Source organism: Microbacterium sp. TS-1 (genome assembly GCF_000509385.1).
Taxonomy (GTDB): domain Bacteria; phylum Actinomycetota; class Actinomycetes; order Actinomycetales; family Microbacteriaceae; genus Microbacterium; species Microbacterium arborescens.
This window is the reverse complement of the sequence record NZ_BASQ01000002.1, coordinates 141867-166261: the sequence shown is the minus strand read 5'-3', so window position 1 is coordinate 166261 and position 24395 is coordinate 141867. Positions and strand designations below refer to the sequence as shown.

The following is a 24395-nucleotide window of genomic DNA, read 5'->3' as shown; positions in this document are numbered from 1 at the left end:
AGGAAGATGCCGAGCGGTTCGCCCGAGGAGATGACGAGGAAGGCCGGGAAGGCGATGGCGATCGCCGCGACGAGGCTGACCACCATGAACCGAGCCGTCCCGACGCGCTCGGCGATGCGCGCCGCGATCGGCTGCCAGGCGAACTGCACGAAGACCGTGCCGAGCAGGATCATCAGCATCGTCTGACGGTCGACGCCCAGCTGGGTCGTCGTGTACGAGAGCATGAACGTCGAGGTGAAATAGGCGCCGCCGATGCCGAGGCCGCACGCGAGCACGCCGACCAGCAGGGTGCCCCAGTGATGGCGCAGCAGCTCGTTGATCGGAATGCGGGGCACATCGGCATCCGACGCAGCCGCCTCGAACTCGGGCGACTCCTCGACCTTGAGGCGGATGAGCAGCCCGACGGCGACGAGCACGGCCGAGGCGAGGAAGGGCAGCCGCCAGCCCCACGAGAGGAAGGCCTCCTGGTCGAGCAGCCCCACGAGCAGGAACGCGACGGTGGCAAGGATGCTGCCGACCGGTGAACCCTGCTGCACCCACATCGCCGACCGCACGCCCCGCCCCTTCTGCGCGCTCTCCGAGGCCATCAGGACGGCTCCGCCCCACTCGCCGCCGACCGCGAACCCTTGCGCGGCCCGCAGCACGATGAGCAGGATCGGCGCGGCCATGCCCCAGGTATCGGCCCCGGGGAGGAGCCCGATGAGGAAGGTCGCGACCCCCATGATCATGAGCGTGACGACGAGCGTGTTCTTGCGTCCGAGACGGTCGCCGATGTGGCCGAAGAAGAGTCCGCCGAGGGGCCGCGCGAGGAAGCCCGCCCAGAAGGTCGCGAACGAGGCCAGCAGTCCGATGGCCGGATCCGCGCCGGGGAAGAACACCGTCGGCAGCACGAGAGCGGCTGCGGTTCCGAACAGGTAGAAGTCGTACCACTCGATCGAGGTGCCGACGAACGAGCCGAAGGCGGCGCGGCGGGCTTTGCGCTCATCGTGGAGCGCGGGGGCGGAAACGGTCATGGGGTCGGGTCCTCTCGTCTCGACGCAGCAGCGCCGTCCGGCCATGCTCCCGAGAGCCCGCCATGTTGTCGAATGATATTCGGGCATTGAGGTATGTTCTCGATGCATGGCCGACCTGTTCGCTTTCGCGTCTTTCGCCGCCGTCGTCGAGGAAGGCTCGATCTCGGCGGGGGCGCGTCGCCGCAGTATCACGCAGCCGGCGATGTCACGGCAGATCCAGCGGCTCGAGGATGAGCTCGGCGTCCGGCTGCTGGTCCGAGGAAATGGGCCGGTCCGCCCGACGCCGGCTGGTGCGAGATTTTACGATCGCGTAACCGACCTGCTCGCGCTCGCCGAGAACGTCGTCGGACGGACCAAGCAGGAGAGCGGGCAGACCCGGGCCATCCTGCACGTCATCGCGCCGTCGGCGACCATCACGTCGGCGATCGCCCCCTACCTCGTCGCACGCGGAGCGGACGCGCCGGTGCTCGATTGCGATGACGCAGACCCGTTCCGCGTGTTCGACCTGGCCGCCACGCGAGGCGCCGACCTTGGCATCTCGACAACGACGCCGCGGCCGGGGTGGCGTGGGCGCCGACTGTCCGCCGCGCGGGTGTGGGCTCACGTGCCGCGCGAGCACGACCTCGCGCGGCGCGCCGAGGTCGGCGTCGACGAGCTCGTGCGGCATCCGCTCGTGCTGCTGACGCCCAACAGCGCGGCGCGACGTGCCCTTGACCACGAGGTCGGTCGGGCCGGCCTCGCCTACGACGACCCCATCACGGTGCGGCAGCCGGCGATCGCGCGCGCGCTCGTGGCCGCCGGGCGCGGGGTCGCCGTGCTGACGGACGACCCGGCCCCGGGCACGGTGACGGTCCCGATCGTCGGGGCCGACGGATGCCTCGAAGCACAGCTGTACGCGGGATGGGACGCGGACGGACCGCGGGCTCCGCTCATCGAGGCCGTCGTCGACGATCTCGCGGTCTTCCTCGCCGATCGCGGTCGCGGGCGGGCGCGGCAAGCCGCGCGCCGCAGCCGCCGATCGGAGACTCCGGCCTGAGACGCCGTTGCGAAATCAGTCGGATCCGCCCCCGAGGGCCGCCGAGAGTGTTCGATAGGGGAGGAGGAGCCATCATGAGCAACGACAGCACCGCGACCGACGACGACACACCGACGGCCGCTGATCTCCTGCGCCGTGCGCTCGGGTCGCCGAACGGATCCGAGCGGGTCCGCAGCGCCATGGCGGCGGGAACCTACCCGCGTCCCGAGTACGTGCCGGTGCTCGTCGAGCAGTGCGCGCACGAACCCGACTTCACCGTGCGCGAGACGCTGACCTGGGCCCTCACCCGACAGGACCGCGAGGCGACCCTCGACCGGGTCATCCCCGAGCTCGGGTCCCCGCTGCCGAGGGCACGGGCCCAGGCGCTCCACACGCTCTCGAAGATCCGCGACCCGCGGGCGTGGCCCGCGATCACGCGGGAACTGCTTCATGACGCGAACACCGACGTCGCCCGCACCGCCTGGCGGACGGCAGCGGGCCTCGCGCCCGAGGCCGAGCGCGGCGCCCTCGCTTCCGAGCTGGCTGCCCACTTCGGCCTGGGCCCCGACGACCTCCAGCAGAGCCTCAGTCGGGCGTTCGTGACCCTCGGCGAGTCGGGACGCGACGCGATCGACGCCGCGGCGGCCTCGGCGGAATGGAACGTCCGGTTGCACGCGCTTGCGACGGATCACCTCGTCTCGAACCCCGACGACGGCTACGAGGCGGCGGTCGCGGTCGCGCGCCGTGCCGCAGCGCGACGGGATGCCGCGGACTGGAACGACGACGCCTGACACCACTCCCCGAGTCGGGCGCTGACTCCGCGCACGGCGCGCCCCGCGAGCGTCAGCGGGGCGCGACGGCGCTCCACGGCACCGTGAACTCGCCCAGCCGCCACCGAGCGCGGTCGCCGAGGTCGAGCCCGCGCTCGGACATCGCCCCGAGAGCGGCGCGCCAGCGCTGGACCGGCCCGAATGCGGATGCCGGCGCGGCCCGCTGCCACTCGTCGTCGAGTGACGACAGCAGCGCGTGCACCCGTTCGCCGGCGACGTTGCGGTGGATGAGCGCCTTCGGCAGGCGTTCGGCCGCGATCGCGGGGGAGTCGAGCCCCGCGAGTCGGAGCGATATCGTGAGGCTGCGGGGCGCGGCATCCGGGCCCACCTCGACCCAGGTGCTCACGCGGCCGATCTCGTCGCACGTCCCCTCGACGAGCATTCCGTCGGGTGCGAGGCGCGAGGCCATCCGGGACCACGCATCGGCGACATCCGACTCGTCGTACTGACGCAGCACGTTGAACGCGCGGATGATCGCGGGTCTGCGTCCACCCGGGACGGGCACCTCGAACCCGCCCCTCGCGAACCCGACGCGGGCATCCGGTGCGAAGGGCGTGCGTCCAGCGCGGACGTCGACGAGCTGGGAGCGCGCTCGAGCGACGCGGTCGGGGTCGATCTCGAGCCCGAGGACCTCGACGTCCCGGCGGGCGGGCCTCAGCCGTGCCTCCAGCTCGAGCGCCGTCACGCCGCTCGCACCGTAGCCGAGGTCGATGACCAGGGGGTCGGCGCATCGGCGCAGCACGGGATGCCGCGCGATCCAGCGATCGACGCGACGCAGGCGGTTCGTGTTGGTGGTACCACGGGTGGCCTGCCCGATATGTCCCGGGGCCATGCCCCCATGATCGCAGGCCCCGGCTCGGTAGACTCGAAGCATGAGTGCGCCGTACACGCTGATCCTCCTCCGCCACGGGCAGAGCGAGTGGAACAAGTCCAACCAGTTCACCGGCTGGGTCGACGTCCGACTGACCGACCAGGGCAAGGCCGAGGCCCAGCGCGGCGGTGAGCTGCTCGCCGAGGCGGGCCTGCTGCCCGACGTCCTCTACACGTCGGTCCTCAGCCGTGCCATCCAGACCGCTCAGATCGCTCTCGACGCGGCCGACCGCCTGTGGATCCCGGTCAAGCGCTCGTGGCGCCTGAACGAGCGTCACTACGGTGCGCTGCAGGGCAAGGACAAGGCGCAGACCCTCGCGGAGTTCGGAAACGAGCAGTTCATGCTGTGGCGTCGTTCGTTCGACGTGCCGCCGCCGCCCCTCGCCGACGACGACCAGTACAGCCAGGTGAACGACCCGCGCTACGCCGACATCGACGGCGAGGTGCCTCGCACCGAGTCGCTCAAGCTCGTCATCGACCGTCTGCTGCCGTACTGGGAGTCCGACATCGCCGAAGACCTGCGCGCGGGCAAGACCGTGCTCGTGACCGCTCACGGCAACTCGCTGCGTGCTCTCGTCAAGCAGCTCGAGGGCATCAGCGACGACGACATCGCGGAGCTGAACATCCCCACGGGCATCCCGCTGGTCTACAAGCTCGACGAGAACCTCAAGCCGCTCGGCCCGGGTGAGTATCTCGACCCCGAGGCGGCTGCGGCCGGTGCTGCCGCCGTGGCCAACCAGGGCAAGGCGTAAGCACGAGACGTACGAAGGGGCGGTGCCGATCGGCACCGCCCCTTCGTCATCGACCGGATGCTGGTCAGAGACCGCCGTCGTTCACGATGACGTTGATCGTCTCGGTGTCGGGGCGCCATTCGCCCGTCGCGAGATAGGCGACGCGCTTGCCGACCGTGACGGCGTGATCGGCGAAGCGCTCGTGGTACCGGCTGGCCAGCGTCGCGTCGACGGTGGCGGCCGCCTCGCCCTGCCAGTTCTCGCTGAGGACCTTCTCGAACACGCTCAGGTGGAGGTCGTCGAGCCGGTCGTCGAGAGCGCGCAGCGTCTCGACCAGAGCGAGGTCTTCCGAGCGAAGCAGCTCGGTGAGGGTGCGCGCGACCTCGACGTCGATCTCGCCCATCTTGGTGAAGGTGCCCTTCAGGCCCTTCGGGATGGCGCGCTCGGGGAAGCGCATGCGGGTGAGCTGCGCGATGTGCTCGGCGATGTCACCCATCCGCTCGAGCGACGCGCTGGTGCGCAGTGCCGAGACGACGATGCGCAGGTCGCGTGCAACCGGCTGCTGGCGGGCGAGGATCTCGATGGCCAGCTCGTCGATCGCGATGGCCTTGTCGTCGATGACGGCGTCCGCATCGATGACTTCTTCGGCGAGGGTGATGTCGCTCGTGCCGAATGCACGCGTGGCCTTCTCGATCGCGACGGTCACCAGCTCGGAGATCTCGACCAGGCGGGCCTGGACGTCCTCGAGGGACTGGTGGAAGACTTCGCGCATCGGAGCACCTTTCCTTCTTGCGGAGACAGCACGACGCCGTACTCACGGCGACGCGATTGTCGCTCGACAAGGTTAACGAACGGTGCCGAGCCGATGAACATAGACCCGAGTCCGAGAAGGAACGGCCGAGACGCGATGGGCGGGCCCCGCGCCTCGTCCTAATCTGGAGGAATGAATCCGACGCAGCTCGCGCTGGTCGCCCTTCTCGGGGGCGTGTTCGTCGGCCTTCTCATCAGCGCTGTGGCCTTCCTGGCCTGGCGCGCCCGCGTACAGGCGCAGGAGCAGGCCGACGGCGATCTCCCGGCCGGCGCGCGCGACGTGCTGGCCGCCCTCGATGAGGCCGCGCTCATCGTCGATGCGTCGTTCACCATCGTCGCGACGTCGCCGTCCGCCGAGTTGTTCGGCCTGTTCGAGGGCGAGACGGTTCCGGGTGACGAGCTGCGCGAGCTGCTGCGCTCTTCGCGCGGCGTGGCGCATTCCGAGACGGGCACGCTGCGGCTGCGCCGCGGGGTGGCTCCGGCGGAGCCGCGACTGATCGTCGCGCGCGCGAGCAGCATCACCCCGCGGTTCACCCTCGTGCTCGTGCGCGACATCACCGAGCGCGAACGGCTCGCGGAGATGCGGCGCGACTTCGTGGCGAACACGAGTCACGAGCTGAAGACCCCGGTCGGGGCGGTCACCCTGCTCGCCGAGGCGATCGAGTCCGCCGCCGACGACCCCGAACAGGTGCGCTCGTTCGCCAGCCGGCTGAGTGCCGAGGCCATGCGGCTCGGGAACCTGACCTCGCGCATCATGAGCCTGTCGCGCCTGCAGTCCTCCGACGAGCTGACGGAGCTGCGCGACGTCGCGATCGACGAGGTCGTCACGTCGGCCATCGAGACGCACGCGATCGCCGCCGAGTCGGCGGGCGTCGCCCTCGTGCGCGGAGGGGATCGCGGGCTGTACGTGCGCGGCGACGTGCAGGTGCTGAGCGAGGCGGTGGGGAACCTCATCGCGAACGCCATCGTGTACTCGCCGCCCGCCAGTCAGGTCGGCGTCGGCATCCGCGGCACGGGTGACACCGTCGAGATCGCCGTGACCGATCGCGGCATCGGCATCCCGGAGAGCGAGCAGCAGCGCGTATTCGAGCGGTTCTATCGCGCCGACTACGCCCGCTCGCGCCGTACGGGCGGCACCGGCCTGGGGCTCTCGATCGTCAAGCACGCCGTGCAGCGCCACGGCGGCGAGGTCCAGCTGTGGTCCCGTCCGGGACGCGGCTCGACGTTCACGATCCGCCTGCCCGCGATCGCCGCCCCCGATGGTGCGGCCGCGGCGCCGAGGAAGACCAGGAAGAAGATCGTCCGGGCGATGCCCGCCCGGCCCAAGGGAGACCCATCATGACTCGTGTCCTGCTCGTGGAGGATGAGCCCGACCTCGCCGACCCGCTGGCGTACCTGCTGCGACGGGAGGGCTTCGAGGTCGAGATCGCAGAGGACGGACCCGCCGCCCTCGAGGCGTTCGAGTCGCGCGGGGCCGACATCGTGCTGCTCGACCTGATGCTTCCCGGGATGCCGGGAACCGAGGTGTGCCGCATCATCCGGACGACGTCGAAGACGCCCATCATCATGCTGACCGCCAAGGACTCCGAAGTCGACATCGTGGTCGGGCTCGAGCTCGGCGCCGACGACTACGTCACCAAGCCGTACTCGTCGCGCGAGCTGCTCGCTCGCATGAGGGCTGTGCTGCGGCGGGCCGCGACGGCCGAGGTCGACGTCGACGAGCGCGTGCTCGCCGGTGGCCGTGTGACGATCGATCTCGACCGACACACGGTGGCCGTCGACGGCGGCGAGATCAACATGCCGCTGAAGGAGTTCGAGCTGCTCGAGGTCCTGATGCGTAACGCAGGCCGGGTGATGACACGCGGTCAGCTCATCGACCGCGTGTGGGGGAGCGACTACTTCGGCGACACGAAGACCCTCGATGTGCACATCAAGCGCATCCGCTCCCGCATCGAGGCCGACCCGGGCCGGCCGTCGATGCTGCTCACCGTGCGCGGACTCGGCTATCGCTTCGAGGGCTGAGCTCGCTCACGGCGAGGAGGAAGCCGCGAAGACGTGATGAGGGGCCCGGCGATCGTCGCCGGGCCCCTCATCACGTCAGATGCGTCGGGCCGTCACGGGGTCGGAGTCGCCGACGGGGTGGGGGTGGCGGACGGAGTGGGGGTCGCCGACGGGGTCGTCGCCTCGAGCGGCACGTACTCCGTGTAGTAGGGGAGCGTGCCGTCGAGGACGGGCACGTCGATGCGCACGCCCTCGGCGTCTCCCGACTGGAACGACATCGGCAGGGTCCCACCGGGCATGGTGTCGATGTCCTCGAGCAGGATCGGCTTGTTGCCGTCGACGCCCAGGCTGATGCTGTCGCGCGCCGGCACCTTCAGCGTGGTCGTGGTCTCGCCGAAGCCGAAGATGAGCGTGTGGTCCTCGTCGGTGGGGTTGACGATGGCGGCGAGGAAGTTGCCCGCGGTGCCGGATTCGTCGGCGATGACCATCGCGTTGCGGACGTCGAGCGGGCCGGAGGGCGGGATGTTCACGCCGTCCGAGGCGGAGAAGTCGATGGTCGTCGCCTGCGGCGAGATCATGCTGCAGCCGGTGGCCCCCAGGGTCAGGGCGGCGCCCACGGCAATCGAAGCGACGATTCGCAGTTTCACGGATCCTCCAGGCAGGCAGACGGGCGTCTTCAGAAGTCTAAGGGTGACGGGGCCGACGTGCCGACACCCCTCGGATGCCGCGGGGTATAAGCGGCGGCAAACCTTACTGTATGCCCCCTGTGTTATCCTGGATGTTGCCGAAGGGATATAACTCCATGCTTTTTGAGGTTGGCGAAACCGTCGTCTACCCCCACCACGGGGCAGCCACGATCATCGAGGTCAAGGACCGGATCATCAAGGGCGAGACGAAGAAATACCTGAAGCTCAACGTCACCCAGGGAGACCTCATCATCGAGGTCCCGGCTGACAACGTCGACCTGGTCGGCGTTCGCGACGTCATCGGCAAGGACGGACTCGAGCGCGTGTTCGACGTCCTGCGTGCCCCTTTCACCGAAGAGCCGACCAACTGGTCGCGTCGGTACAAGGCCAACCTCGAGAAGCTCGCCTCGGGCGACGTCATCAAGGTGAGCGAAGTCGTGCGCGACCTGTGGCGTCGCGATCAGGACCGCGGCCTGTCCGCTGGCGAGAAGCGCATGCTCGCGAAGGCGCGCCAGATCCTCGTGTCCGAGATCGCGCTGGCGCTCAAGGCCGACGAGGACCACGCTTCGGGCGTCCTCGACGAGGTCCTCGCCTCCTGAGTCCGTCTCGGCATCCGCTGCCGTGGGCATCATCCCCGTTCCGCGCGTCGCGGTCATCGTCGTCGCGGCCGGTTCCGGAACACGGCTCTCGGCCGGGGCTCCGAAGGCGTTCGTCGGGATCGACGAGCTCTCGATCCTGAGGCACGCCCTCGACGGCGTCGCCGCGGCACCGACCGCTCAGGTCGTGATCGTGGCGCCCGCCGGACGCGAGGGCGACGCCCGCACCGAGGCTGAGGCGGCATTCGGCGATCGCTCCGACCTCGTCTCGGTCGTCGTCGGGGGCCAGACGCGGCAGCAGTCGGTCGCCGCGGGACTCGCGGCCCTGTGGGCCGACGTCGAGACCGTCCTCGTCCACGACGCCGCCCGTGCGCTGACCCCGCCGGACGTGTTCGAACGGGTGATCGCCGAGGTGGATCGCTCGGGCGCCGGAGTCGTGCCGGTGCGCCCCGTCGTCGACACGCTCAAACGCGTGACCGGTGCTGCGGTCGACGAGGCTGTCGATCGCGCTCCGCTGGCCGCAGCGCAGACGCCTCAGGGCTTTCCTCGGGCACTCCTCGAATCCGCGTACGCCACGGCGGCCGAGGAGTTCACCGACGACACCGCGCTGTTCGCGGCCGCCGGTCACCCCGTGCACACCGTCGCGGGCGATGACCTGTCGTTCAAGATCACCACGCCCGCCGACCTCGACCGGGCGCGTCACCTGCTGCGGCCCACTGCGGCGTCGGCATCCGTGATCCCGCTGGTCGGCATCGGCACCGACGTCCACGCGTTCGGCGGCGAGGGGGCGCTGCGCCTGGCGGGACTGGAATGGCCCGGCGAACCCGGGCTTCGCGGCCACTCGGACGGCGACGCGGTCGCTCACGCCATCGTCGACGCGGTGCTCGCGGCCGCCGGCCTGGGTGACATCGGCACCCATTTCGGGGTCGACCGTCCCGAGTACGCGGGGGCCGCGGGCATCGTCTTCCTGCGGCGCGTGCGCGAGCTCGTGGCCGAGGCCGGCTACGCGATCGGAAACGTCTCGGTGCAGGTGCAGGCCAACCGGCCGCGGTTCGCGCCGCGCCGCGCCGAGGCCGAGGCGCTGCTGACGCAGGCGCTCGGCGCGCCGGTCTCCGTCGCGGCCACGACGACCGACGGGCTCGGGTTCACCGGCGCCGGCGAAGGGGTCTCCGCTACCGCGGTCGCCCTCGTCTACCGCATCCCCTGAGGCTCAGCGGGGCGCTGCCTCGAGGTCGCGCGTCATGAACACCGACAGCGGGTCGGGGGAGTAGTCGCCGAACGGCGGGCAGTACGAGAAGCCGGCGCTCTCGTACAGACTCCGCGCGGCGACGAAGTCGGGGCCGGAGCCGGTCTCGAGCCAGAGCGAGCGGATGCCGGCATCCCGGGCCTCCCGCTCGAGGTGCTGCAGCATCGCGCGCCCCAAGCCGCGCCCGAGGAACCCGTCGGCGACGCGCATGGACTTGATCTCCGCGCGGTCGCCGTCGAAAGCCCTGTACGCGCCGACAGCGGCGATCTCGTCTCCGACCCAGGCCGAGTACACCCGGACGGACGGATGCTGCAGCGCGGTCAGGTCGAGGGCGTGCACGCTCTCGACCGGCGTGTTGGCGAGCATGCCCGCGAGGTGGGCGGCGAGCAGACCGCGGGTCGCGGCGCCGGTGAGGTCGTCTCGGACGATCGTGACGGATCCCGCCATGTCAGGCCTCCACGGGTGTCGGGGCGGGGTTGCGGCGGGAGCGCGAGGTGACGGCCAGCAGCACGAGGCCGGCGGCGAGCACGGCGAGGCCCACGAGCGCCAGCGGAGCGAGGCGCTCACCCAGCAGGATGACGCCGAGCAGGCTCGCTGTCAGCGGCTCGGCGAGGGTGAGGGTGGCTGCGGTCGCCGCGCTCAAGCCGCCGAGCCCCCACGTGAACAGCGCGTACGCCAGCGCGACCGTCGCCACGCCCAGCCAGAGCGCCATGACCCAGCCGCGCGGCTCGGTGAGCCACCGCATGTCGGTCAACGGCAGCATCGCGGCGCCGCACACGGCTGCGCCGGCGCCCATCGCACCCGAGACGGTGAAAGCGTCCCATCCGCCGGAGATCAGCCGCCGCTGCGCATTGGCGATGATCGCGAACGAGGCACCCGCCCCCAGCGACCCCAGGACGCCGAGACCGTCGGCCCCTGCCGAGCCGCCGCCCGCGACTGCGAGCAGGGCGACTCCGGCCGTGGCCAGCGCCGTCGCGGTCATCCACGACGACGTCGGCCGCCGCCGTGTGAGGGCCCACTCCAGCAGTCCCGCGAGCACCGGGGCGGATCCGAGCGCGATGACCGTCCCCACGGCGACACCGTTGCGCGCCGTGCCGAGGAAGAACAGCGGCTGATAGAGCGCGAGGCACAGTCCGGTCAGCGCCATGAGGGCGACAGCGCGCGGACCTCCGACCGGGCGGATGCCGTCGCGCGCGATGCGAGCGCGCTGTCGGCGGGCACCGATCGACAGGCCGACGGCCGCGAGCGCCGTGCCCCCGACGATGAGGCGGGCCGCTCCGACACCGAGCGGCGTCGTGTCGTCGGGGCCGAGCGCCTGCGCGGTGCCGGTCGTGCCGAACAGCACCGCTGCGACGAGGACGGCGATCACGGGCAGCACCCTCCAGTTCTACCGCGTCTCGGGGCACGCTCATGCCACGGCGGCGCGGCGCCCCGCCGGTAGGCTGGTGCAGTGACCGTTCGCCTCTACGACACCCGCGCGCAGGCGCTGCGCGATTTCGCGCCGCGCGACCCGTCGAACGTCACGGTCTACGTCTGCGGTCCGACGGTGCAGTCCGGTCCGCACATCGGTCATGTCCGCGCGGCGGTCGGCTTCGACATCCTCCGCCGCTGGCTCGAGTACCGGCACGGACGGGTGACGTTCGTCCGCAACGTCACCGACATCGACGACAAGATCCTCGCCAACGCGACGGATGCCGAGCCGTGGTGGGCGCTCGCGTACCGGATCGAGCTCGAGTTCACCCGTGCCTACGCGGCCGTGGGTGTGCTGGCGCCGACCTATGAGCCGCGCGCCACGGCATCCGTTCCGCAGATGATCGAGCTCATCGAGACCCTCATCGAGCGTGGCCACGCCTACGCGGCCCCCGACGGCTCGGGAGACGTGTACTTCGATGTGCGGTCGTGGCCCGAGTACGGCTCGTTGACCCGCCAGTCGCTCGACGCGATGGAAGCCGCGGCCGATGCCGGCCCCCGGGGCAAGCGCGATCCGCGCGACTTCGCCCTGTGGAAGGGGGCCAAGCCGGAGGAGCCGTCGGATGCCGCTTGGAGCTCCCCCTGGGGGCACGGCCGTCCCGGGTGGCACATCGAGTGCTCGGCGATGAGCCGGCGCTACCTCGGCGGCGAGTTCGACATCCACGGCGGCGGACTCGACCTGCGCTTCCCGCACCACGAGAACGAGCTCGCCCAGTCGACGGCGGCGGGTGACCCCTTCGCGCGCTACTGGGTGCACAACGGCCTCGTCACCGTCGGCGACCAGAAGATGTCGAAGTCGCTCGGCAATTTCCTGCTCGCCGACGACGTGCTGCGCGAGCGTGACCCCCGTGTCGTCCGGTATGCGCTCGGCGCTGCCCACTACCGGTCGAGCCTCGACCTGACGCCGGCGAGCTTCGACGAGGCCGAGGCCGCGCTCGGCCGCATCCGTTCGTTCCTGCAGCGCGCCGCTCGCGTGCTGCCCGGCGGATCGGCCGGTCGGGATGAGGACGTGCCCGTCGCCTTCGCATCCGCGATGGACGACGACCTGGCCGTCCCGCAGGCGCTCGCCGTGCTGCACGAGACCGTCCGGGCGGGCAACACCGCGCTCGACGAGGGCGACCACGGCGCGGTCTCCGCCGCGGTGGGAGCCGTGTCGGCGATGCTCGCCGTGCTGGGGCTCGATGCCGCCGATGAGCCGCGCGGCGACGACGCCGAGACCGTCGCTCTCGACGCGCTCGTGCGCACCATGATCGACCAGCGCGCCGAAGCGCGCGCGACCAAGGACTGGACGACAGCCGACCGTATCCGCGACGCGATCGCGGCGGCCGGCATCGTCCTCGAAGACGGTCCCGAGGGGACCCATTGGAGTGTGAACCGTGGCTAAGCCAGGAAACCCGTCCGCCGGACGCGGCAAGAAGAAGGGCCCCACCAAGGGCACCGGCGGCAAGAACCGCCGCTCGCTCGAGGGGCGCGGTCCGACCCCGAAGGCCGAGGATCGCGCCTGGCACCCCGCGGGCAAGCGGAAGGCCGCCCAGGAGCGTTACATCGCCGCCGGTGGCAAGCCGCAGCAGCGCCAGGGCAGCGCGAACCGGGCGCCGAAGTCGAAGTCGGGCGACGACACCGAGACGGTCACCGGCCGCAACAGCGTGCTCGAGGCGCTGCGCGCCAAGATCCCCGCCACGGCCTTCTACATCGCCCAGCGCGTCGAGATGGACGACCGTGTCAAGGAGATGCTGTCGATCGCCACGAACCGCGGCATCCCGGTGCTCGAGGTCACGCGCCAGGAGCTCGACCGCATGGCTGGGTTCGACGGCGTGCACCAGGGCGTCGCGATCAAGGTGCCGCCCTACGAGTACGGCCACCCGCAGGACCTGCTCGAAGAGGTCATCGACTCGGGGGAGACCCCGCTCTTCGTGGCGCTCGACGGTGTCACCGACCCGCGTAACCTCGGCGCGATCATGCGCTCGGCCGCCGCCTTCGGCAGCCAGGGCGTCATTGTTCCCCAGCGCCGCTCGGCGGGCGTCAACTCGGCCGCGTGGAAGACCAGCGCCGGCGCGGCCGCGCGCATCCCGGTCGTCATCGCGCCGAACCTGACGACCACGCTCAAGGAGTTCAAGAAGCAGGGCGTCTTCGTGCTCGGCCTCGATGGCGGCGGCGACATCGAGCTGCCGTCGCTGCAGCTCGCCGACCGCCCGGTCGTCATCGTCGTCGGGTCGGAGGGCAAGGGGCTCTCGCGTCTGGTGACCGAGACGTGCGACCAGGTCGTCTCGATCCCGATCTCGTCGGCGACCGAGTCGCTCAACGCCGGTATCGCGGCATCCGTCGCGCTCTACCAGGTCGCCACGATCCGCGCCGCGCAGGAATGATCGGCGGGCGTCGTCGGGCTGTGACCGGGCGATGACCTTCCTGTAAATTCCACTCGGTCGACGCCTGACGACCCGGCGCGATTCCGATCGAACGGGTAGTTTCGAACCGTGAGCGAGAACGACAAGACCTCCGGCTCCCGCACGATCGCTGCGACCCACCCGCTGGCGCTTGCGCCGGTGGCGTCGCCTCCGGCGACGGTGGACGGTTTCGTGCGCGAGTTCCTGCTGAACCTCAACATGGAACGCGGTGTCGCGTTGTCGTCGGCGACCGAGACCGACACGTACATGGCACTCGCCGCCACCGTGCGCGACTATCTCGTCGCGCGGTGGCTCGAGGACCAGCGGCGTCAGCGCGAGGACCAGCGCAAGGCCGTCTGCTACCTGTCGGCGGAGTATCTTCTCGGGCGTCAGCTCGACAACAACCTGCTCGCCTCGGGGTTGACCGAGATCGCGACCGAGGCGCTGGCCGCATGCGGCATCGACATCGACACGATGCGCGCTCACGAGGTCGAGCCGGGCCTCGGCAACGGCGGCCTCGGCCGCCTCGCTGCATGCTTCGTCGACTCGCTCGCCACCCTCAGTGTTCCGAGCATCGGGTACGGCATCCGATACGAGTACGGCATTTTTCGCCAGGTCTTCCGGGGCGGTGAGCAGATCGAGAAGCCGGATGCCTGGCTCGCGCTCGGTTCGCCGTGGGAGTTCCGTCACCCGGAATCGGCGCAGACCGTCTCGTTCGCCGGCCACACCGAGACCTACGACGACGACGGCGTCATCCGCAGCCGGTGGGTGCCGGCCTGGAGCGTGCGCGCCGTGCCCTACAACTACATGGTGCCCGGCTACCAGAACGGGCGGGTGAACACCCTCCGTCTGTGGAGCGCCGAAGCCACGAAGGCCTTCGACCTGCGCACCTTCAACAGCGGCGACTACGTCGAGGCGGTGCGCGCGCAGACGTTCGCGGAGAACATCTCCAAGGTGCTCTACCCCGAGGACTCCACGCCGCAGGGCAAGGAGCTGCGCCTTCAGCAGCAGTACTTCTTCGTCGCGGCATCCATCGCCGACTACATGACGAAGGTGCTGCCCGAAGACTTCGATCTCGAGGATCTTCCCGAGCGCGTGATCTTCCAGCTCAACGACACCCACCCCGTCATCGCCGTTCCCGAGATGATGCGCGTGCTCGTCGACGAGCGGAAGCTCGACTGGGATGCCGCCTGGGCCATCACCCAGAAGTGCTTCGCCTACACGTGTCACACCCTGCTGCCCGAGGCGCTCGAGGTCTGGTCGGTCGATCTGCTCGGTCGCCTGCTGCCGCGGCACCTCGAGATCATCTACCGCATCAACGACGAGTTCCTGCTCCGCGTGCGCGAGCGGTTCGGCGACGACGAGCAGCGCCTGCGCGACATGTCCATCGTCTCCGAGCAGCGGGCCGTGCGCATGGCCTACCTCGCGACGGTCGCCGGGTCGAAGGTCAACGGCGTCGCCGAGCTCCACTCGCAGCTGCTGCGCGAGAAGGTGCTGCACCAGTTCGACGAGATGATGCCCGAGAAGTTCACGAACGTCACGAACGGCGTGACCCCGCGACGGTTCATGCGTCTGGCGAACCCCGACCTGTCCGAGCTCATCACCGCCGCGCTCGGCACCGGCTGGCTCACCGACCTCGAGCGGCTGCGTGAACTCGAGTCGTACGCCGAGGATCCCGATTTCCGCGCGGCCTTCGCCAGCGTCAAGGCCGCGAACAAGCGGCGCCTGAACGACGTGCTGATGAAGCGCGACGGCTTCGAGATCGCCGACGACCACCTGCTCGACGTCATGGTCAAGCGACTGCACGAGTACAAGCGTCAGACGCTCAAGCTGCTCCACATCGTCACGCTCTACGAGCGGGTCGTGTCGGGCCGGGTGGCGGCGTCCGACCTGCAGCCGCGCACTTTCATCTTCGGTGCCAAGGCAGCTCCCGGCTACGCGATGGCCAAGCGGGTCATCCACCTCATCAACGCCGTCGGATCTGTCGTGAACAACGACCCGCGCCTCGAGGGGCGCCTCAAGGTCGTCTTCCCGCCGAACTACAACGTCACGCTCGCGGAGCGGGTCATCCCTGCCGCCGACCTGTCCGAGCAGATCTCGCTCGCAGGCAAGGAGGCTTCGGGCACGGGCAACATGAAGTTCGCCCTGAACGGCGCGCTCACTATCGGCACCGATGACGGCGCAAACGTGGAGATCCGCGAGCTCGTCGGTGACGACAACTTCTTCCTGTTCGGCATGAGCGAGCCCGAGGTCGAGGAGCTCTGGGCCGCGGGCTACCGTCCGGGAGAGTTCGCCCAGGCTGACGACGAACTGCGCCGGGCGCTGGATCTCATCGGATCCGGTGCGTTCTCGGACGGCGACCGCTCGACCTTCGAGCCCGTCGTGTCGAACCTGATGTACGACGACCGCTTCATGGTGCTGGCCGATTACACGTCGTACATCGCAGCCCAGGAGCGGGTGGATGCCGCGTACGCCGACCGCGATGCCTGGACCCGCTCGGCCATCCTGAACGTTGCCCGAACAGGCTTCTTCTCGTCGGATCGGTCGATCCGCGACTACATCGACCGCATCTGGAACACGCAGCCCGCTCGCTGATCGGCCACACCCGCGGGCCGGGGCCCGCGCACGACACCCAACGGAGGAAGAAGTCATGGCACGCATCGCCGTCATCGGAGGAACCGGCTACGCCGGCAGCCACATCGTCGAGGAGGCCGTCTCGCGCGGCCACACCGTCGTCTCCGTCGCCCGCAAGGTTCCCGCCGAGCGCATCGAGGGCGCGACGTACCTCGAGGGCACCCTGCTGGACGTGCCCGCCCTCGTCGGCCAGCTCGACGGCGTGGACGTCGTCGTCTCGGCTGTCGCCCCGCGCGGCGACATGCAGGGGCAGGTCCGCCCGAACACCGCGTTGCTGGTCGAAAGCCTTCCCGAGAACGTGCGCGTCGGCGTCGTCGGCGGTGCGGGCGGCAGCCTCGTCGCCCCGGGCGGTCCGCGCCTGATCGACAGTGGCTTCCCCGAGGAGTTCAAGGACGAGGCGCTCGAGGCCATCGGCATCCTCGAAGATCTGCAGGCCGACGAAAGCGGTCGCGACTGGTTCTTCATCCACCCGGCGGGCGGCTTCGGGTCGTTCAACCCGGGCGAGCGCACGGGACGCTACCGCGACGGCGGCGATGTGCTCGTCACCGACGAGAACGGCGACTCGTTCATCTCCGGTGCCGACTTCGCCATCGCGGTCGTCGACGAGATCGAGAACCCGAAGCACGTCCGCGAGCGTTTTACCGTCGGCTACTGACCGGCGGCGCGGCCTCGTTCGTCAGACGAGGTCGCGCCAGTCGACCTCAGCCTCGTCGTCGTCGACCGGGACGGAGTCGGTGACGATCGGAACCGACATCGTCTCGGTCGGCGGACCCATCACGGTCGCCTCGTCGCGCCGGTGACGGAGCACGTTCTCGACATACGACGACAGCACCTCGGCCAGGGGCACCGACCGCCCCTCCGTCTGCGAGAGGTACCAGCGGTGCTCGAGCACCTGGTGGAACAGCTCGGCCGGCTCGAGCTTCGCGCGCAGGTCCCACGGCACCGAGAGCACGACGGGCTCGAACACTCGGGTGAGCCACTCGTGCGCGACCATCTCCTCGTTCGACCCGAGGCGTGAGACGCGCGCGCTGAACTCGTCGAGGTCGTTGAGCAGACGGCGGGCCTGGTTCTCCTCGACGTCCAGTCCCGTCAGTCGGAGCAGTCGACGCTGGTGGTGGCCGGCGTCGACGACCTTCGGCTGGATCGATACGCGCGTGCCGTCGGCGGCGGCGTCGATCGACATCTCGCCGATGTCGAACCCGAGCGAGTTGAGCTTCTGGACGCGCTCGGTGATGCGCCATGACTCGTTCGCCGAGAACGTCTCCTGGTCGGTGAGGGCCGCCCACAGCGAGTGGTACGACGACATGATGCCGTCGGCGATCGCGATGGCGTCCACGCCGCCCTCGAGACGGCCGCCGGCCTCGAGGTCCATGATCTCGCCGGCGATGTTCGTGCGTGCGATGTCGAGATCGTGCATCCGCTGACCGCGCGTGAGGCCGCGCTCGTGCAGTTCGCCCGTCTCGGCGTCGACGAGGTACGCGGCGAAGGCGCCGGCGTCGCGGCGGAAGAGCGTGTTCGACAGCGAGACGTCGCCCCAGAAGAAGCCGACGTTGTGCAGGCGCACGAGCAGCACCGCGAGGGCGTCCACGAGACGGGTCGCCGTGTCGGGGCGCAGCACCTGGGTGAACAGGGCGCGGTAGGGGAGGGAGAACTTCAGGTGTGCCGTCACGAGGGCCGCGGGCAGTTCCTCGCCGTCCGCGTCGCGACGCCCGTCGATGACCGCCACCCGCTCGACGCAGGGCACGTCGAGGCGCTGCAGCGAGCCGAGCATCTCGTACTCGCGCCGGGCCATCGCCGCCGTCGTCTCCTTGATCGCCACGACCCGTCCGGACAGGTTCGCGAAGCGCACGAGGTGGCGCGAGATGCCCTTGGGCAGGTAGACGATGTCGGGCGTCGACCAGTCGGCGAGGGTCGTCGACCAGGGAAGGGCGAGCAGGCCCGGGTCGACGCTGCTGGCAGTGATCGAGAGCGAGGCGGTCACGGATTCTCCGATCGGATGTGAGGCGCAAAGACTGCGGCGCGGGCGACCAGAGGCCACCCGCGCCGCAGCGTACGAAGATACCGGATCAGGCCGAGGCGATGGCCTTGTCGGTCAGGCGCTCGCCGGTCTCGCCGTCGAACACGTGGACGTGTCCGGGGACGGGAGCCAGGACGACCTTGTCGCCCGCGTTCGGGTGACGGCGGCCGTCGACGCGCGCGACGATGTCGGTGCGCTTGCCGTTGATGTCGGTGTGGCCGTAGAGGTAGCCGTCAGCACCGAGCTCCTCGACCAGGTCGACGTCGACGGTCAGGCCCTGGCCGTCCTCGGGGTTGACGATGATGTCCTCGGGGCGGATGCCGATGGTGACGGTCGAGCCGTGCGCCTTGCCGAGCGTGTCGGCCTCGACCGGGGCGACCTTGGTGCCGAACTGCACGCCGCCCTCGGCGAGCGAGGCGGTGAACAGGTTCATGGCGGGCGAGCCGATGAAGCCGGCGACGAAGACGTTGTTCGGCTTCTCGTACAGGTCGCGCGGGGTGCCGACCTGCTGCAGGATGCCGTCCTTGAGGACCGCGATGCGGTCGCCCATGGTGAGGGCCTCGGTCTGGTCGTGGGTGACGTACACCGTGGTGACGCCGAGGCTGCGCTGCAGCGAAGCGATCTGCGTACGGGTCTGGACGCGGAGCTTGGCGTCGAGGTTCGACAGCGGCTCGTCCATGAGGAACACCTGGGGCTTGCGGACGATGGCGCGGCCCATCGCGACACGCTGACGCTGACCACCCGAGAGAGCCTTCGGCTTGCGGGTCAGGTACTCCTCGAGGTCGAGAAGCTTGGCCGCCTCGAGCACGCGCTGGGCGCGCTCTTCCTTGCCGACGCCGGCGATCTTGAGCGCGAAGCCCATGTTCTCAGCGACCGTCATGTGCGGGTACAGCGCGTAGTTCTGGAAGACCATCGCGATGTCGCGGTCCTTCGGGGGAACGTCGGTGACGTCGCGCTCACCGATGCGGATGCTGCCCGAGTTGACCTCTTCGAGGCCGGCGAGCATGCGCAGCGAGGTGGACTTTCCGCAACCCGAGGGGCCGACCAGGACGAGGAACTCGCCGTCGCCCACTTCGAGGTTGAGCTTGTCGACCGCGGGGCGCGTGCCACCGGGGTACAGACGGGTTGCGTTGTCGAAAGTGACAGTCGCCATCGTTTCTTCTCCTTCACCGGCAGGTACGTGCCGGACGATCCGTTGTGAATGGAACGGGGTCGCCCCCGTACGCCCCTCATCGGGCGCGCTCTCAGTATGGCACGTGCGCGGGCGTGCGAGAGACATCGAGATCGGGCCGGTGCTCTGGGCTTTCCCAGGCTGGCTGATTACCATCGAGTGACTCGTGAAGCCCGTCGCGAGTGCCACCGCTCGGCCCTCATCCTTCTTCTGTTCCCCGAGGTTCCATGTCTTCTGACGACACTCCTGACGCACCTGAAACGCCGGCAGTCACCGACCGTCGCGAGGCGGTGCGTGAGAAGGCGCTCCAGGTTCACACCCGGCAGTCGCGTGCGCGCATCGCACGCCGCTCGGGTCTCGGAGTGCTCGCTGTCGGAGTCGTGGCCGCCGCAGCCGTGGCCGTCACCATGACCGTCTCGAGCGCCGGAAGCCAGCCGCAGCTCGAGCCCGCGACCGCCTCGGGTGACGGATTCGTCGTCGCCGATGTGGTCAACACCTCGGTATCGACCGACATCGCCGCCGAGACCGATGCGTCCGCGCCGGCGGAGTCCGCCCCGGATGCCGCGGCTGCGACGCCCGCCGAGGTCCTTCCTGCTCCGACGTCCTCCACGGCCCCGCCCGTCGAGATCCGGGTCTACGTCGACTACCTCTCCGCCGGTGCTCGCGAGTGGCAGGTCGCCAACGCCCAGCAGCTCACCTCCTGGGTCGACGACGGTGCCGTCACTCTCAGCTACTACCCGGTGGCGATGCTGACGGCGAAGTCGAATGGAACGAAGTACTCGCTCCGCGCGGCCAGTGCGGCAGCGTGCGTTGCCACGAACGCGCCCGACGCCTTCTTCGCGTTCAACAACGAGCTGCTCACGCGTCAGCCCGAGGTCGACACCGACGGCTACTCCGACACCGAGCTCGCGAACATGGCGCAGGCCTCCGGCGTCGACTCGACCCGCGTCGTCCGCGACTGCATCGAGTCGGGCTCCTACGCCGCCTGGGCGAAGTCGGCGACCGAGCGCGCCGTCGCCGGCATCCCCGACACGAACGGCCTGTCGCTCACCGGGACCCCGATGGTGCTCGTCAACGGCAAGCAGTACATCGGCGACCTGAGCGATCCGGCCGAGTTCTCGCAGTTCGTGCTGACGACCGCGAGCGACGCGTACTACAAGTCCGCTCCCACCCCGACCCCGACCCCGACGCCCACCGAGGCGCCCGCGTCCTGACGGGGCGCCGTCGGGGCAGCAGGCGTTTCTGCGCTGCCCGCGTCCGTCGATAGACTGGACGTCCTGCCGACTTGGCGCAATTGGTAGCGCACCGTACTTGTAATACGGGGGTTACGGGTTCGAGTCCCGTAGTCGGCTCAGTAGCCCTCGAGATCGGGGTCCCAGTTGTCCACCTCGATCGGAGTCATCGGCTGTGGACGATCGGCGGGACGCCGATAGGGGTAGTGCGGGTGCATCCGGAGCAGGGTGGCACCGGTCGAGAAGTCCGGTTCGTCGCCGTACCAGGGGGCGGGCTCGGACATCACCGCGATGCCGGGACCGAGGATCAGGTCGACGCTGGTGTTCGAGGAGTCGCCACTGGCGACGGGAATCGTCACCCGCTCGGTGTGCGACAGGTTCGCGAGGGCGACGCTGAGGCGCAGCAACACGTCGGCGACGTCGTCCGTGGTGAGGACGACGCCTGTTCCATAGTGGATTCGACGCACCCGCCAATTGTCCCCGGTAGGAGAAAGCACGCAAGGCGGCTTGCGTGATCGGGCGCACGCGGCGCATCCTTCGCCTCCTCGGCGCAGTCTCCCGACGGGCGGCGGTGGAGGTACCTTGTGGATCAGCCGCTCGCGACGCTCAAGCGCCAGAGGCCCCTGGTCCGGGGTGAGACCGGACCCTGCTCGAGAGGGAGAAGCATGGGACATCTGATCTACGGTGTCGCACCGGCCGTCAACGTCGATGACTGGGCGCTGCAGCATCTGCGTGCGGTGATCGTCACCAAGCTCCGTCGCGACGAGAGCTTCGTCTTCACGTGGGGCAGCGAGCCCGACACGCACGGCGACGATGCCGCGGAGGGGCAGGAAGGTCAGTACGGGAGCGTCTGGATCTCCCGCGCCTCGTCGCTGTATTTCAGCTTCGCCGAAGCGCCGACGGGGACGCTCAACCGGCGGTGGCTCGTGCTCCTCAATGAGGCGGCCAACAGCGCGGCGGGGTTGCGGCTGGTTCCTGAGCCGACCGGCGACTGACCCGTCAGGTCGCCCGGCTCGCGATGAAGTCGGCGGACTTGGACTGCAGGAACGAGCAGAGGGCGGACACCATCGCCAGCTCCGCCGACAGCTCGAAGGCACGGCCGGCGTCGAGCTTCACGTCCTGCTCGCGGGCTTCGAACGTGATCGCCCAGCGGGTCGAACCGACGGGCTCGGGCTGCAGGTAGGTCACGGTGCCGGCATTGACCAGGTCGAGGCCGATGAGGCCCGTGTCATAGCCGTCGGTGCCGTCCTGCGGCATCACCCGCAGCCGCTCGCTGATCGGGTATCCGAGTTCGGCGAACTCAGCCAGCCAGGCCTCCAACGTCTCTTTCGTGCGAAACGGCATGCGCTCCTCCAATGGCACCCGGCAAGACGCCTGTCGTGTCGCCGGCGCTCATTATCGCCTGGACCGACGACCGTTCCCGACTCCTCCGTGGTCAGCGTGCGCGAGGGCGCTCGCCGATACCGAAACGGGATCGTTGTACCGCCGGCCGGCGGTCGATCATCCGCCGATACGCTCCCCGTAGAGCTCGACACCGCCGCTGTGCAAGGGTGCCGCCCGCGGCGCCGGCTCCGGTACCACGTACAGTCCGGTGGGGGAGCTCGCGACGGTCGTGAGCGCGGTGAGCCATTCCCGGCTGAGCTGGGGCTCGCGGCCGCCGTGGAACTTGAACTCGAGGTCGGCACCCGGGTGGATCCACACAGCACGCCGCCCGCCGCCCACGCTCGGGTCGTCCTTCCAGGTGAAGAAGAACGACTCGCTCCGCCGGAGCTTCGCCCCGACGACCTGCTGCAGGTGAGCGAGCGTGCGATCCTCGATCTCGACCTTGGCGTTTCCGTTTCCGTAGATGAAGCGGCCCATGCTGTCCTCCACACGTGCACAGGGCGACGGCCGCTCCGATGAGGGGAGGGAGCGAGGAGGCCATCGCGTTTTTCCACGCTTGCTTGCTCATAACGGTCCTCGTCGCACGAGCGGTCGTCAAGGGCACTGCGCGTAACGGCTCACGCCGCGAGATCTCAGATGATGTCGATCGCTCCGCCGAAATCGTCGTTCCACGACGTGAGGTCGTCGGTCTCGGCTGTCGGGCCGGGCTCAGGCGCGCGGCGGGGGTAGTCGGGATGCAACTGCAGCCAGCCGACGGCATCCTCGAAATCCGGCTCCGGGATGTCGATGGCCGCGGGCCAGGACAGAATGTGGATGCCCGTCCCGATGACGAGATCGACCTGCGCGGGCTCCTCCGACCCCGGCTCGATCGCGAGGACCGTGACGACTTCACTTCCCGATGTGGCGGCCACGCTCGCCGTCAGCGCGAGCAGCGCGCGAGCGACGGCATCGCTGGTGATGAAGGTCTCGCCCCCGTACTTGACGTAACGCATCGTGACGCACGATGCCACGGCGGGCGATGGTGCGGGACGGGGTTGCCAACTCGTCAGCGGCGGGCTATCCGTGCGCGCGCTCGCCGCGGCGCGTCACAGCGTTGCGCCAGACGACGGTGTTGAGCTCGCCGGCCGGGCTCATCCAGTGCACGACCACGACGCGATCGTTCCACCCGTGCGCGATGGCTGCGACCCGTTCGGCGGGCTTGTGCGGCCACGACACCCACGCCCACACCGCAGGCCGGTCCGCCGGCCACTCGAGCGGGCGTGGCCCGTAGGCCTGCATCGGGATCGTGCACGGCGGGATGCGCATGAGGACGCTTTCGGTGCGTTCGTCGACCCGTCGATCGATTGCATCGGCGTAACGCTTGTTCGTGCCCACGGGCCGGGTCTCCTCTCCCGGCCAGAGACTGACATGGCCCGACGACATCCCGACGTGGTCTGGCTCTCCGCGACGCGACCAAGCGGAGCCGGCCGGACCGGCGACGTCAGTGCTTGCGGATGTTGACGAGCTGCCAGCCCTCGGGCACCTTGGCGAACAACGCCTCCCGGTCGTCGGCCTCGATGTCGCGCAAGCCGTCGCGGCGCTGATAGGTCGCGGTCGCCTTGAGCTCGCTGCTGCCCTTGATCATCTGCACCGGCGCGGACACGAGGTCGAAGCCCTCCGGGGCGGCAGCCTGTGCCTGATCCCGGATCTCCTCGAGCGAGTGACCTGCGAGTTCGACGGTGGTGTTCTCGACGCGACGAATGGTGCCCACGTACATGGGAACCAGCCTAGGCTGCGCGTCAGCCGCGGCCGATCGCATCGGCCCGGTCGTGCAGCGCCGCGTCGTGGCCGACGCGGCTGCGCGGAGGGGGTTCCGGGGTGAGGTAGAGGCCGCCGCCGGAGTTGGCGACGGTGGTGAGGGCCTCGAGCCAGTCCCGGTTCAGCTGCGGCGGGCGATGCCCGTGGTACTTGAACACCAGGTCGGCGTTCTGATGGATCCAGACGGACCGGCGCCCGTCGCCGATGCTCACGTCGTCGCGCCAGGTGAAGAAGAAGCGCTCGTTGCGACGGAGCTTCGACCCGATGACCTGTTGCAGGTGCGCGAGAGCACGGTCCTCGATCTCGACCTTCGTGTTGCCGTTGCCGTAGATGAATCGCCCCATGATGGCTCCCGAAGAGGAACGATTCGCGAGTCGGCCGCCGCACTGAGGGGGGATATGCGGCGTGTGGACCGCGCCCGCGAATCGTTCCCCGTTCTCCTCATCCACGGTCTCGGTTCGTCCCACCAGCGTCAAGAGGGGGCGCGTGCAGCCCGCACGGTTCGTGGC

The 24395-nt window shown here is 69.7% G+C and carries 27 protein-coding genes, 1 tRNA gene and 1 pseudogene; 14 read left to right on the top strand and 15 right to left on the bottom strand.

From position 1 onward, the window contains the following. Positions 1–2 precede the first annotated feature (2 nt). Positions 3–1013: pseudogene (locus tag MTS1_RS13430) on the bottom strand (MFS transporter); the annotation flags it as partial. Positions 1014–1119: 106 nt separating this feature from the next. Here MTS1_RS13430 and MTS1_RS13425 point away from each other — a divergent pair. Then, positions 1120–2049 (top strand): LysR family transcriptional regulator, encoded by a 930-nt coding sequence (locus MTS1_RS13425; protein ID WP_023954881.1) that lies wholly within the window; start codon positions 1120–1122, stop codon positions 2047–2049. A gap of 74 nt (positions 2050–2123) precedes the next feature. Continuing rightward, positions 2124–2819 carry a HEAT repeat domain-containing protein gene (locus MTS1_RS13420; RefSeq protein WP_023954879.1) on the top strand — a complete coding sequence of 232 codons (696 nt, stop codon included), beginning with the start codon at positions 2124–2126 and terminating at the stop codon, positions 2817–2819. Between the two features lie 52 nt (positions 2820–2871). Here the strand turns inward: MTS1_RS13420 and MTS1_RS13415 are convergent, their stop codons facing one another. After that, positions 2872–3690 (bottom strand): class I SAM-dependent methyltransferase, encoded by an 819-nt coding sequence (locus MTS1_RS13415; protein WP_036305870.1) that lies wholly within the window; start codon positions 3688–3690, stop codon positions 2872–2874. 40 nt (positions 3691–3730) lie between these two features. Between MTS1_RS13415 and MTS1_RS13410 the strand changes: the two genes are divergently transcribed. Further along, positions 3731–4480, top strand: a complete 750-nt coding sequence (locus MTS1_RS13410) for a phosphoglyceromutase (protein WP_023954875.1) — start codon at positions 3731–3733, stop codon at positions 4478–4480. 64 nt (positions 4481–4544) lie between these two features. On the opposite strand, the gene phoU is transcribed toward MTS1_RS13410, so the two are convergent. Then, positions 4545–5231 carry a phosphate signaling complex protein PhoU gene (phoU, locus tag MTS1_RS13405; RefSeq protein ID WP_023954873.1) on the bottom strand — a complete coding sequence of 229 codons (687 nt, stop codon included), beginning with the start codon at positions 5229–5231 and terminating at the stop codon, positions 4545–4547. Positions 5232–5402: 171 nt separating this feature from the next. Here phoU and MTS1_RS13400 point away from each other — a divergent pair, with 171 nt between their 5' ends. After that, positions 5403–6611 (top strand): cell wall metabolism sensor histidine kinase WalK, encoded by a 1209-nt coding sequence (locus MTS1_RS13400; RefSeq protein WP_023954871.1) that lies wholly within the window; start codon positions 5403–5405, stop codon positions 6609–6611. Next, positions 6608–7291 (top strand): response regulator transcription factor, encoded by a 684-nt coding sequence (locus MTS1_RS13395; protein WP_023954869.1) that lies wholly within the window; start codon positions 6608–6610, stop codon positions 7289–7291. The genes MTS1_RS13400 and MTS1_RS13395 overlap by 4 nt, the downstream gene beginning before the upstream one ends. A 92-nt stretch (positions 7292–7383) precedes the next feature. Here MTS1_RS13395 and MTS1_RS13390 read toward each other — a convergent pair whose 3' ends face one another. Then, positions 7384–7917, bottom strand: coding sequence for a hypothetical protein (locus tag MTS1_RS13390; RefSeq protein ID WP_023954867.1), 534 nt, complete (start codon positions 7915–7917; stop codon positions 7384–7386). A gap of 155 nt (positions 7918–8072) precedes the next feature. Between MTS1_RS13390 and MTS1_RS13385 the strand changes: the two genes are divergently transcribed. Beyond that, complete coding sequence (locus MTS1_RS13385; protein WP_023954865.1) at positions 8073–8555, top strand: CarD family transcriptional regulator; 483 nt, start codon at positions 8073–8075, stop codon at positions 8553–8555. A 22-nt stretch (positions 8556–8577) separates the two neighbouring features. After that, positions 8578–9759, top strand: a complete 1182-nt coding sequence (gene ispD / locus MTS1_RS13380; protein WP_023954863.1) for a 2-C-methyl-D-erythritol 4-phosphate cytidylyltransferase — start codon at positions 8578–8580, stop codon at positions 9757–9759. Positions 9760–9762: 3 nt separating this feature from the next. Here ispD and MTS1_RS13375 read toward each other — a convergent pair whose 3' ends face one another. Both MTS1_RS13375 and MTS1_RS13370 read right to left on the bottom strand, forming a co-directional pair. After that, the gene (locus tag MTS1_RS13375; RefSeq protein WP_023954861.1) at positions 9763–10245 is read right to left on the bottom strand and encodes a GNAT family N-acetyltransferase; all 483 of its coding nucleotides are present in this window, start codon (positions 10243–10245) and stop codon (positions 9763–9765) included. 1 nt (position 10246) lies between these two features. Further along, entirely contained in the window at positions 10247–11176 is a 930-nt protein-coding gene (locus MTS1_RS13370) for a DMT family transporter (protein ID WP_023954859.1), read from the bottom strand. Between the two features lie 72 nt (positions 11177–11248). On the opposite strand from MTS1_RS13370, the gene cysS reads away from it, so the two are divergent. From cysS to MTS1_RS13350, 4 genes are all read left to right on the top strand, one after another. Beyond that, on the top strand, positions 11249–12652 hold the full coding sequence (gene cysS / locus MTS1_RS13365; RefSeq protein WP_023954857.1) for a cysteine--tRNA ligase: 1404 nt from the start codon (positions 11249–11251) through the stop codon (positions 12650–12652). Then, the gene (rlmB, locus tag MTS1_RS13360; protein ID WP_023954855.1) at positions 12645–13634 is read left to right on the top strand and encodes a 23S rRNA (guanosine(2251)-2'-O)-methyltransferase RlmB; all 990 of its coding nucleotides are present in this window, start codon (positions 12645–12647) and stop codon (positions 13632–13634) included. The genes cysS and rlmB overlap by 8 nt, the downstream gene beginning before the upstream one ends. 144 nt (positions 13635–13778) lie before the next feature. Further along, positions 13779–16247 (top strand): glycogen/starch/alpha-glucan phosphorylase, encoded by a 2469-nt coding sequence (locus MTS1_RS13355; RefSeq protein ID WP_036306047.1) that lies wholly within the window; start codon positions 13779–13781, stop codon positions 16245–16247. A gap of 55 nt (positions 16248–16302) precedes the next feature. Then, positions 16303–16941 carry an NAD(P)-dependent oxidoreductase gene (locus MTS1_RS13350; RefSeq protein WP_023954851.1) on the top strand — a complete coding sequence of 213 codons (639 nt, stop codon included), beginning with the start codon at positions 16303–16305 and terminating at the stop codon, positions 16939–16941. A gap of 21 nt (positions 16942–16962) precedes the next feature. Here the strand turns inward: MTS1_RS13350 and MTS1_RS13345 are convergent, their stop codons facing one another. Beyond that, entirely contained in the window at positions 16963–18267 is a 1305-nt protein-coding gene (locus MTS1_RS13345) for a DUF4032 domain-containing protein (protein ID WP_023954849.1), read from the bottom strand. An 85-nt stretch (positions 18268–18352) separates the two neighbouring features. Beyond that, the gene (locus MTS1_RS13340; protein WP_023954846.1) at positions 18353–19456 is read right to left on the bottom strand and encodes an ABC transporter ATP-binding protein; all 1104 of its coding nucleotides are present in this window, start codon (positions 19454–19456) and stop codon (positions 18353–18355) included. A gap of 245 nt (positions 19457–19701) precedes the next feature. On the opposite strand from MTS1_RS13340, the gene MTS1_RS13335 reads away from it, so the two are divergent. Both MTS1_RS13335 and MTS1_RS13330 read left to right on the top strand, forming a co-directional pair. Further along, positions 19702–20688 carry a thioredoxin domain-containing protein gene (locus tag MTS1_RS13335; protein WP_036305868.1) on the top strand — a complete coding sequence of 329 codons (987 nt, stop codon included), beginning with the start codon at positions 19702–19704 and terminating at the stop codon, positions 20686–20688. Between the two features lie 65 nt (positions 20689–20753). Further along, positions 20754–20826, top strand: a tRNA-Thr gene (locus MTS1_RS13330). On the opposite strand, the gene MTS1_RS13325 is transcribed toward MTS1_RS13330, so the two are convergent. Continuing rightward, entirely contained in the window at positions 20826–21173 is a 348-nt protein-coding gene (locus MTS1_RS13325) for a hypothetical protein (protein WP_036305866.1), read from the bottom strand. The two genes, MTS1_RS13330 and MTS1_RS13325, sit on opposite strands and share 1 nt — an antisense overlap. Before the next feature lie 198 nt (positions 21174–21371). On the opposite strand from MTS1_RS13325, the gene MTS1_RS13320 reads away from it, so the two are divergent. Continuing rightward, complete coding sequence (locus MTS1_RS13320) at positions 21372–21701, top strand: hypothetical protein (protein ID WP_023954840.1); 330 nt, start codon at positions 21372–21374, stop codon at positions 21699–21701. 4 nt (positions 21702–21705) lie between these two features. Here MTS1_RS13320 and MTS1_RS13315 read toward each other — a convergent pair whose 3' ends face one another. The 6 genes from MTS1_RS13315 to MTS1_RS13290 form a co-directional block, all read right to left on the bottom strand. Next, positions 21706–22050, bottom strand: a complete 345-nt coding sequence (locus MTS1_RS13315) for a hypothetical protein (protein WP_023954838.1) — start codon at positions 22048–22050, stop codon at positions 21706–21708. Positions 22051–22206: 156 nt separating this feature from the next. Beyond that, the gene (locus MTS1_RS13310) at positions 22207–22566 is read right to left on the bottom strand and encodes a hypothetical protein (protein ID WP_023954837.1); all 360 of its coding nucleotides are present in this window, start codon (positions 22564–22566) and stop codon (positions 22207–22209) included. A 155-nt stretch (positions 22567–22721) separates the two neighbouring features. Next, positions 22722–23081 carry a hypothetical protein gene (locus MTS1_RS13305; RefSeq protein WP_023954835.1) on the bottom strand — a complete coding sequence of 120 codons (360 nt, stop codon included), beginning with the start codon at positions 23079–23081 and terminating at the stop codon, positions 22722–22724. Between the two features lie 64 nt (positions 23082–23145). Further along, positions 23146–23463: a hypothetical protein gene (locus tag MTS1_RS13300; protein ID WP_023954833.1), complete on the bottom strand. Its 318-nt coding sequence runs from the start codon at positions 23461–23463 to the stop codon at positions 23146–23148. A 106-nt stretch (positions 23464–23569) separates the two neighbouring features. Next, on the bottom strand, positions 23570–23845 hold the full coding sequence (locus tag MTS1_RS13295) for a hypothetical protein (RefSeq protein WP_023954831.1): 276 nt from the start codon (positions 23843–23845) through the stop codon (positions 23570–23572). Between the two features lie 22 nt (positions 23846–23867). Continuing rightward, positions 23868–24230 carry a hypothetical protein gene (locus tag MTS1_RS13290; protein WP_023954829.1) on the bottom strand — a complete coding sequence of 121 codons (363 nt, stop codon included), beginning with the start codon at positions 24228–24230 and terminating at the stop codon, positions 23868–23870. Positions 24231–24395: the final 165 nt, after the last annotated feature.

Excerpts from the sequence above, each read along its gene's own strand:
- phoU (WP_023954873.1), bottom strand. The coding sequence starts at position 5,231 with ATGCGCGAAGTCTTCCACCAGTCCCTCGAGGACGTCCAGGCCCGCCTG.
- MTS1_RS13420 (WP_023954879.1), top strand. The coding sequence starts at position 2,124 with ATGAGCAACGACAGCACCGCGACCGACGACGACACACCGACGGCCGCT.
- MTS1_RS13410 (WP_023954875.1), top strand. The coding sequence starts at position 3,731 with ATGAGTGCGCCGTACACGCTGATCCTCCTCCGCCACGGGCAGAGCGAG.
- MTS1_RS13335 (WP_036305868.1), top strand. The coding sequence starts at position 19,702 with ATGTCTTCTGACGACACTCCTGACGCACCTGAAACGCCGGCAGTCACC.
- MTS1_RS13295 (WP_023954831.1), bottom strand. The coding sequence starts at position 23,845 with ATGTACGTGGGCACCATTCGTCGCGTCGAGAACACCACCGTCGAACTC.
- MTS1_RS13375 (WP_023954861.1), bottom strand. The coding sequence starts at position 10,245 with ATGGCGGGATCCGTCACGATCGTCCGAGACGACCTCACCGGCGCCGCG.
- MTS1_RS13305 (WP_023954835.1), bottom strand. The coding sequence starts at position 23,081 with ATGCGTTACGTCAAGTACGGGGGCGAGACCTTCATCACCAGCGATGCC.
- MTS1_RS13350 (WP_023954851.1), top strand. The coding sequence starts at position 16,303 with ATGGCACGCATCGCCGTCATCGGAGGAACCGGCTACGCCGGCAGCCAC.
- MTS1_RS13315 (WP_023954838.1), bottom strand. The coding sequence starts at position 22,050 with ATGCCGTTTCGCACGAAAGAGACGTTGGAGGCCTGGCTGGCTGAGTTC.
- MTS1_RS13320 (WP_023954840.1), top strand. The coding sequence starts at position 21,372 with ATGGGACATCTGATCTACGGTGTCGCACCGGCCGTCAACGTCGATGAC.
- MTS1_RS13415 (WP_036305870.1), bottom strand. The coding sequence starts at position 3,690 with ATGGCCCCGGGACATATCGGGCAGGCCACCCGTGGTACCACCAACACG.
- MTS1_RS13400 (WP_023954871.1), top strand. The coding sequence starts at position 5,403 with ATGAATCCGACGCAGCTCGCGCTGGTCGCCCTTCTCGGGGGCGTGTTC.
- MTS1_RS13290 (WP_023954829.1), bottom strand. The coding sequence starts at position 24,230 with ATGGGGCGATTCATCTACGGCAACGGCAACACGAAGGTCGAGATCGAG.
- MTS1_RS13395 (WP_023954869.1), top strand. The coding sequence starts at position 6,608 with ATGACTCGTGTCCTGCTCGTGGAGGATGAGCCCGACCTCGCCGACCCG.
- MTS1_RS13340 (WP_023954846.1), bottom strand. The coding sequence starts at position 19,456 with ATGGCGACTGTCACTTTCGACAACGCAACCCGTCTGTACCCCGGTGGC.
- MTS1_RS13385 (WP_023954865.1), top strand. The coding sequence starts at position 8,073 with ATGCTTTTTGAGGTTGGCGAAACCGTCGTCTACCCCCACCACGGGGCA.
- MTS1_RS13310 (WP_023954837.1), bottom strand. The coding sequence starts at position 22,566 with ATGGGCCGCTTCATCTACGGAAACGGAAACGCCAAGGTCGAGATCGAG.
- MTS1_RS13425 (WP_023954881.1), top strand. The coding sequence starts at position 1,120 with ATGGCCGACCTGTTCGCTTTCGCGTCTTTCGCCGCCGTCGTCGAGGAA.